A 2,707-nucleotide genomic window follows, 5' to 3' on the forward strand; every position below is an offset into this window, starting at 1 on the left:
ATGGTTTTGTAAGCAGGAATAAGGAATAAATGGCCATTAATAGCGTAATTCCATAGAAGAGCACCGAAGTCTCACTGCTTACGCCAATTATACTGACAAAAGAATCCCTGGTAAGGTTTAAAATCACTGCAAACCATATTACGGTGGTGATGGCAATAATAAAATTGGGAAGCAATACCCCTTTATTTCCATAAGAATACCTAAAAATCATTGCGCTAGTGAAGCCTGTTCTGGCTCCAATTATTCCAATAAGAATAGCTACCAGACTATTGAAAAGGCCTGCCATGGCTATTACAATTACTGCATCCTTGAATGCCAGCTGAGTGCCTACCAGGCCTCCCACTAGCAAACTGGTAACCGTAAGCACCAATCCCCATAGGATAAAGGTATTGCTCCAAAAGCCTAAACGTTTGGAAAGAGGCAGCCTGGACCTGACTTCATCTCCTCTTTCTACTTGATTATCAATAGTTCCTTCTTCCATAGGGATTTCAATTTTTACATTATTAAATAAATTTACAATTTTTTATAACCGTATTTATTGCCAAACTGAAGGCATTCTCGCCATGGCAAAATGGCTTCAGTAGCAGTATTATCCATAAGACTTGTAGCTGCGGCAGTGACCCCCAATTGAAGGGAAGCTTTCATCTCCCAGCCTTCATTCATCCCGGCTAATACGCCTGCAGCAAAAGCATCTCCGGCACCTACTGTTCCTTTCACCAAGGCTTTAGGCATTTCTACGCACGGATGAAGAAGCTTAACTCCTGCTTTATTCATGGCTAAGGCCCCATAAGGAAAATGGATTATTACCCAACTCAAAACACCCATGTCTAGGATTTTTTTTGCTCCATTAAAACCATTGGGTATTAAAAATTTACCTTCTCCATCCATTAGTTGAATTCCTGTAAGGTTATGTGCTTCAAGTTCATTAATAAAAAGACAATCAATATAAGGAAGTGAAGGTGGTATTACCTCAGTATATCTATCCGATTGTTCACTTACAATGTCAGCAGATGTAATCATTCCTGCTTCCTTCGCCTTCTTAAGTACTTTAGCCGCTCCGGAAAGTCCATCCGAATGGATTTTATCTAAATTATCCAGCAACAACAAGTACCCCAAGTGGAAAAATTTTGCATTGGACACCTCAAAATCAAAATGTTTTTCTTCCAATAAGGCATTTGCTCCACGGTGGTGAAAGAAAGTTCGTTTTCCGGTTGAGGAAACAGTCATTACATCGGTAAAGGAAGTATCCACCCCTTTTAAGCGCTTCATTTGTCTCGTTTCAAGTCCAAGGCTTTCACATTGGCCCAAAATATCATCCCCATATTCGTCATCACCCAACACACCAACACCTTCAAGGGGGATTGAAAACTCCATTTTACGTATGGCCTTCAACACATTAAAAGGAGCACCTCCATTGCCGGTATTTTGACTGAGAATGTTAGCCAAGGCATTTTCATTTGGATAAACATCAATCATTTTGATGAAATCCAAAATCCAATTTCCCCCAGCCAGTATACCACTTCTTTTACTTTCCTTCATTTTTTTAACCCTTCGTAAAGATTTTTTGGGTGCATTTTTTAATCATTAACCTTCCAAAAACATCATTTGCTTCAAATTTTTAATAATATTAGTGCTCCCTCCATTTGAAGGCTTTGGTGAAAACATTCACGGAAGGAAATTTCTCTTTTGGATAATTAATGCATTTAATCAATTTCTCTGACAGTACTTTCCTTATGTGACTTTAAAGCTGCATCAAACAGTTGATGACTCATTACGGCCTCTTCGGGAGTTACACAACCAAACCTACCGTCAAGAAATCCTCCCCTCTCTGCAAAATACGCTGCTAACATCTGCATGAAACAATCCGTAAATCCCGATTCAAATATCCCACCGGTAATGGTTGTAAAAGGTCCTTGAAAACCCAGGTCCACGCGTTGCCAGGCCTGTTCTTTTTCTCTGGTAAATTTCCAAAACGTCTTGGTATCTTTGGTACTGTATTTTACTCCCCCTTCTGTCCCAAAAACTTCAATGTACCAAGTATTTGTTTCTCCGGGAGCCAATCTTTTCATTTCCAATAACATAGGCACTTCCCTACCTTCAATCGATAGGGTAGATGAAAGATGGGCATTGTTCCATGTGTCACAGTCAGTCCATCCTCCTTTTCCATCAGGTCTCTTATTGACAATTTTCTGAAGTTGTGCATAGACCCTATTGGGATTCCATCCCATCCTCAAAGGAATATGCATCACATGCATGCCCAAGTCTCCCATTACTCCAATATCCCCGCAAAATCGGGATTGTCTCTTCCAGTTTATCGGCTTAAGGGGATCCATATCACTGGAATGGCAAAATCCTGCCCTGACTTCCATGATTTCCCCCAAACTCCCGGATAAAATCTCCTTGATCACCCGCTGTGCGCCGGGAAAAAAGGGCATTTCAGAACTGCATCTAACAAAACTACCTGATTCATCAATTTTAGCTTTAATTATTTCAGCTGCTTTAAGGTCAATCCCGAAAGGTTTTTCCGCAAACAAATCCTTTCCGGCTTCTAATACCTTCAGGTAATACTCTTGGTGCAGGTGATGAGGAAGGGCCACATAGACTACATCTACCTCTGGAGAATCCAGCAAAGCCCTATAATCTGTGGTCAGCAATTCAATGCTTGGGATCTGCTTGTACCACTTCAATGCTTCCTTATTTATATCGC

General features: G+C 40.6%; 3 protein-coding genes. All 3 read right to left on the minus strand.

Annotation, left to right across the window (positions count from 1 at the left end; all coding sequences use genetic code 11):
• A partial coding sequence (locus AAC037_RS23215; protein WP_339905982.1) for a cytosine permease occupies nt 1-481 on the minus strand: 481 nt, incomplete at its 3' end.
• Nucleotides 482-513: 32 nt separating this feature from the next.
• Entirely contained in the window at nt 514-1,539 is a 1,026-nt protein-coding gene (locus tag AAC037_RS23220) for a PfkB family carbohydrate kinase (RefSeq protein WP_339905983.1), read from the minus strand.
• Between the two features lie 164 nt (nt 1,540-1,703).
• Nucleotides 1,704-2,707 (minus strand): Gfo/Idh/MocA family oxidoreductase (locus tag AAC037_RS23225; protein WP_339905985.1); only part of this gene is annotated, 1,004 nt, incomplete at its 5' end.

The sequence above is a fragment of the uncultured Cyclobacterium sp. genome, from assembly GCF_963976465.1.
Lineage (GTDB): Bacteria > Bacteroidota > Bacteroidia > Cytophagales > Cyclobacteriaceae > Cyclobacterium.

Excerpts from the sequence above, each read along its gene's own strand:
- AAC037_RS23220 (WP_339905983.1), bottom strand. The coding sequence starts at position 1,539 with ATGAAGGAAAGTAAAAGAAGTGGTATACTGGCTGGGGGAAATTGGATT.